We start from the raw sequence: 4,980 nt of genomic DNA on the forward strand, positions 1-4,980 counted from the left end.
GCGCATTTACCAATGTATCTAACTTCCCCAGGTTTGTCAACCCCTTTTGGCAAATTTTTTTGATCTTTTTTCTATCCCTTGCTACGTAAGCTTTTCGGACCTTAGTATTTTTTCTGGTCGGGTCTTTTTGTCTAGTAATTTTGTTCTAATTAGCTCTTGATGGTGGTGAGAGCGTTTTTGATCAAGAGCAAGATGAAGTATGAGGGGATTTGGCATCATCTCTGGATGACCACCTACTGTTCTGGCGTTGTCTGTTCCCTACTGCCAACTCCGGTGCGGTCTTAAGGGGTAATCTTAGATAGTTAACAACTCAGTTCCCTCTGATCAATAATAATTTCTAGTCAGCTTGCTCCCATCCCCGATTCTTTCCTTAGCTTTTTGCCTGCCGTTGTATCGATCTATTTTGAGCAAGAGAAGCTGAGAACCTTTGTGGGCAGGCTTTTGAACTGAGCTTGTGTCCGTCTGGGCCAGTTTTCCTAGCCATTGCCCCATAACTGATATATTTCCTGAAAAACTGGGCAATCTAGGCCTAGACAGCATCGTGATAAGGGGGGATAAGACCTTGGACTCCGCTAACGCGCAGAAAATTCTCGGCTATTTCATCGAAGAAGCAAAAGAACACCTGGAAACTTTGGAACAGGGGATTTTAGACTTAGGCAATCTCGTGAACAATACTGAACAGATGAACGAGATGTTTCGTGCCGCCCATTCCATCAAGGGGGGGGCGGCCATGTTAGGTTATAGCAGTATCCAAAAAACTGCTCACCGTCTTGAGGATGCTTTCAAAATACTGAAAGAAAATCCCATACAAGTGGATCAAAAATTAGAATCTTTGTTCCTCAAGGGTTATGATCTGCTTCAGATATTGATCGATAAGCTGCCCGGTCCATTAGGTTTGCAAGCCGAGGAAGCTAACGCTATCGTTAAAAAAGGTGAACCGACTTTTGCCGAATTACAAGCCCATCTTAACTATCTTCTCGACCAAAAAAAATCTACCCCAGCTATTGCGGCAACCTCTTCTATCTCCATCAGCGTCAGAGATATCCTCAAACAGATGTTACAACTGTTCAAACAGGAAGAAACCAGTGCTTCCCGTCAGCAATTACAAAAATTAATTTTATCTCTGTCTCAATTGGCTTCAGAACAGCAAAAGTGGCAATATTTAGTTAAAAATGCCCAATCAGCCCTGGCTAACCCCAAACATTCCTACCGCACTCTCGCCCCGGTTATTATTAAAGAATTAAAACAAGCTAGTGATTTATTGGAATGGGGTCGCGGGGAAGAAATCACCGTCAGTCAAGAATTGCAGTTATTAGCCACCGCCAAATTACCACAAATCCTGATCACCCTAGAACCGGAATTAGTAGCTAGTACCCTGCTGCAAATGTTTAATCGCCAACAGGTCTCGCAACTGGTACAGTTATTACAAATGAGACGTTGACATCTGCGCTGGTGTAAAAAGGTGGGGGATTCCCAGGAGAATAAACTTAATTGTTTTTAATTTTGGTGAGTTAGGAAGATATGTAATTAATTGTGCGCCCACCGAGGTGGCAATAATTCTAGAGGGTGAATTGGGATAGAGCCAAACCGGAAAAAGCTAAGATATGGCAAGATAAAAACTTAATGCTGACGGCTGACCAATATCAGATCTGATGCAGTATCTCTTTAGTCACCGGTCAAGCTGGGATTTACTGAGAGTAAGCAATCTGCTAGAGTTTTAACGTTCGTTAAATTTCTCGGGCAGAGAAAACAAACAAAACCATAATGGTGTTAATGGGTGTGTGGAAGTGCTTAAAAATCTCAATTTTTCGGGGCGATATTCCTCGCTGGCCCTGCTGCTGGCTATTTTCGGATTATTTCACGGGACGGTAATGGCCGAAGAAGAACCGCAAGAAACGGTTTTTCCCCGCGTCGAGCAGATAGTACAGTCTCCTCCTGCGACGGGAGAAACTACGCCACCCGTGGCAGCACCGCCGGAAACCCCGACGGAAACCCCAAGCCCTGCAGAAACTCCCACAACAGCCCCACCGGTGCCGGCGGAGGAGTCGCGAGTTTTGGTGGCCGAAGTGGTAGTACAGGGGGCCGATCGAGAATTAGAAAATCTAGTTTATAATACCATTCGCACCCGACCAGGACGAAGCACGACTCGATCGCAACTGCAAGAAGATATTAACGCCGTTTTTGCCACGGGCTTTTTTGCCGATGTGCGGGCAGTTCCCCAAGATACGCCTCTAGGGGTGCGAGTCACCTTTGAGGTGCAACCTAACCCCGTTTTTCAGGGCGTACAGATTCAAATTGCCCCGGAAACCCTGGACAAATCGATTTTACCTACCCGGGTGGTCGAGGAAATTTTCGCTAGTCAATACGGCAAAACCCTGAATTTGCGGGAATTACAGGCGGGGGTAAAAAAAATCAATGACTGGTACAGCAAAAACGGCTATGATCTGGCCCAGGTAATCGGTGCGCCGCAAGTCACTCCCGATGGTCGGGTGATTCTGGTCATTTCCGAAGGTTTAATCGAAAAAATTCAAGTACGCTACTTTAACGTTGAACAGGAACCGGTCAACGGTAAAACCAGAGAATTTATCATTACTAGGGAAATGCGCCTAAAAGCGGGGGATATTTTTAACCGCAATACGGCCCAACAGGATTTACAGCGTGTTTTCGGTCTCGGTTTATTCGAGGATGTGCGTCTGTCTTTTTCTCCCGGCAGCGACCCAAGGGAGGTGATTGTTAACGTCGATGTGGTGGAAGGTAATACTGGTTCCCTAGCCGCTGGTGGCGGTATTAGCTCGAATGCGGGCTTATTCGGCACTGTCAGCTATCAACAGCGCAATTTTGGCGGTAATAACCAAACTTTAGGGGCAGAAGTCCAGTTAGGGGAACGGGAATTTTTATTTGATCTGAGTTTTTCCGATCCTTGGATTGCCACGGATAACTTCCGCACTTCCTACACGGTCAACGTTTTCCGGCGACAGTCGATTTCTCTGGTTTATGATGGGGAAAATTCCTCAATTCGGACTCTTAACGATAATGATAGTCCCCGGATCGTCCGGACGGGTGGCGGTATTACTTTTGTCCGTCCTTTGGCCCCTGATGTGTTTACGAAACCAAAATGGGTGGTGTCCCTAGGCTTTAACTATCAACAGGTACAGGTGCAAAATGCCAATGGTGACATCTCCCCTCTGTCTGCACCTCTCAACGGTTTTGGCAGTCAACAACTGGCTTTTAGTTCCTCTGGGATCGATGATCTACTTTCTCTAAATATTGGCGCTATTCGAGATTTTCGCGATAATCCCCTGCAGCCCACCAGTGGTTCTTTCCTGCGTCTAGGTTTAGAACAAACTATTCCGGTCGGTTCTGGCAGTATTTTCGGCACTCGTGTTCGGGGTAGTTACAGTTACTTTATCCCCGTTCGCTTTATTAATTCCTTTAATCTCTTTGAAACCGATATTTTTAAAGGTCAGCAATCCCTCGCTTTTAATGTGCAAGCAGGGACAGTATTAGGCGATTTACCCCCCTACGATGCTTTTATCGTTGGGGGTAGTAACTCTGTACGGGGTTACGCCGAGGGAGAAGTGGGTAGCGGTCGCAGTTATTTCCAAGCGACGGCCGAATATCGTTTTCCCATAGTAGCAATTATTGGGGGGGCGTTATTTGTCGATTTCGGCACTACTATTGGTTCCCAAGGAGATGTCCCCGGTCAACCCGGGATTGTCCGGGGTTTACCCGGTACCGGTCTCGGTTACGGTTTAGGTGTTCGGGTACAATCTCCCGTCGGCCAAATTCGGGTTGACTACGGTTTTAATGTCGATGGTGGTTCTCGTCTCCATTTCGGTATCGGGGAACGATTCTAATCAGTTATTGGGGGTGGGGGATTAGGGAAATGGGGAAATAGGGAAATTCAACTAAAACCCCAACACCCTAAAACCCTAAAACCCAACCCCCAAAACCACTAATAAGCTTTTCACTTTATTACTTAATAATTATGGTTTCTACTATCGCTAAACAATTTGAATTATCGGGAATTGGCCTGCATTCGGGGGAGATAACCCAGGTGCGCGTCTGTGGGGCAAATCCGGGGGAAGGACGTTATTTTGTCCGCAGAGATTTAGCCAATCAACCGATTATTCCCGCTCTAGTTTCTTCGGTTTACCAAACGACTTTATCAACGGAATTGGGACAAGGAGAAGCCAAGGTTAGAACTGTTGAGCATTTATTAGCGGCCTTAACCGCTTTGGGGGTAGAAGATGCTCGCATTGAGGTGGATGGTGCGGAAATTCCCCTCCTCGATGGTTCGGCCAAAATCTGGGTAGAAGCGATCAAAAATGCTGGTTTAGATAACTCTTTTTCTCCATCAGATTTAACTATTTCTCAACCGATTTGGTTGTACGAAGGAGATGCTTTTGTGGCGGCGATTCCTTCCCCTGAATTACGTTTTACCTACGGGATCGATTTTACCTATAAACCGATCGGTAATCAATGGTATAGTTGGAGTCCTGATCAGGAAAGTTTTAGTCAAGCGATCGCAGCTGCCCGTACTTTCGGTTTTGCCGATCAAATTGAATATTTACAAAAGGCTGGTTTAATTAAAGGAGGCAGTTTAGAAAATGCTTTAGTCTGCGATCAAAATCAATGGTTAAATCCTCCTTTACGCTTTGAAAATGAGCCAGCAAGACATAAATTATTGGACTTAATTGGTGATTTGAGTTTACTGGGAACTATTCCCACCGCTCATTACATGGCTTTTAAAGCCAGTCATAAACTTCACGTTCAATTAGCTAAAGCAATTCAGGGTTAATTATACTTTAGACGTTCATAATCTGAGATTTATTAAACTTCTGAAATCGTAGAGTCAGCAAGGAATCCAGTTCTTTTTTATGTTTCAGATGGGCATCATTCAGACATTCATAAATAGCTGAAGAAAAGTCAGAAAAGTTCTCATAATATTTACCATATAAACATTTCTTTTTGACAAAT

At 45.0% G+C, this 4,980-nt stretch carries 3 protein-coding genes and 1 pseudogene; 3 read left to right on the top strand and 1 reads right to left on the bottom strand.

The features are described from left to right. The first annotated feature begins 562 nt into the window (after nucleotides 1-562). From H6G48_RS21320 to lpxC, 3 genes are all read left to right on the top strand, one after another. Nucleotides 563-1,441, top strand: coding sequence for an Hpt domain-containing protein (locus H6G48_RS21320; protein ID WP_190723109.1), 879 nt, complete (start codon nucleotides 563-565; stop codon nucleotides 1,439-1,441). Between the two features lie 430 nt (nucleotides 1,442-1,871). After that, on the top strand, nucleotides 1,872-3,857 hold the full coding sequence (locus H6G48_RS21325) for a BamA/TamA family outer membrane protein (protein ID WP_199328869.1): 1,986 nt from the start codon (nucleotides 1,872-1,874) through the stop codon (nucleotides 3,855-3,857). A gap of 131 nt (nucleotides 3,858-3,988) precedes the next feature. Next, nucleotides 3,989-4,801, top strand: coding sequence for a UDP-3-O-acyl-N-acetylglucosamine deacetylase (lpxC, locus tag H6G48_RS21330; RefSeq protein ID WP_190723111.1), 813 nt, complete (start codon nucleotides 3,989-3,991; stop codon nucleotides 4,799-4,801). Nucleotides 4,802-4,808: 7 nt separating this feature from the next. On the opposite strand, the pseudogene H6G48_RS21335 reads toward lpxC, so the two are convergent. Next, a pseudogene (locus H6G48_RS21335) lies at nucleotides 4,809-4,980 on the bottom strand (IS630 family transposase); the annotation flags it as partial.

Origin of the sequence: Microcystis flos-aquae FACHB-1344 (assembly GCF_014698375.1) — a bacterium.
Lineage (GTDB): Bacteria > Cyanobacteriota > Cyanobacteriia > Cyanobacteriales > Microcystaceae > Microcystis > Microcystis aeruginosa.